General features: G+C 50.6%; 1 rRNA gene. It reads left to right on the top strand.

The window, feature by feature from the left end:
- Positions 1–255, top strand: a 23S ribosomal RNA gene (locus ACQCVD_RS15540); the annotation flags it as partial.

Here is a 255-nt window from a genome sequence, read left to right as displayed (position 1 = left end):
AAATTGCAGTACGAGTAAAGATGCTCGTTACGCGCGGCAGGACGAAAAGACCCCGGGACCTTCACTATAGCTTGGTATTGGTGTTCGGTTCGGTTTGTGTAGGATAGGTGGGAGACTGTGAAGCTATTACGCTAGTGGTGGTGGAGTCGTTGTTGAAATACCACTCTGATCGGATTGACCATCTAACTTTGGCCCATGATCTGGGTTGGGGACAGTGCCTGGTGGGTAGTTTAACTGGGGCGGTTGCCTCCTAAA

The organism is Corynebacterium halotolerans (assembly GCF_050107895.1).
In the GTDB taxonomy this organism is placed as follows: domain Bacteria; phylum Actinomycetota; class Actinomycetes; order Mycobacteriales; family Mycobacteriaceae; genus Corynebacterium; species Corynebacterium halotolerans_B.
The sequence above is the reverse complement of the archived record's forward strand: the minus strand, read 5'-3'. Positions and strand labels throughout refer to the sequence as shown.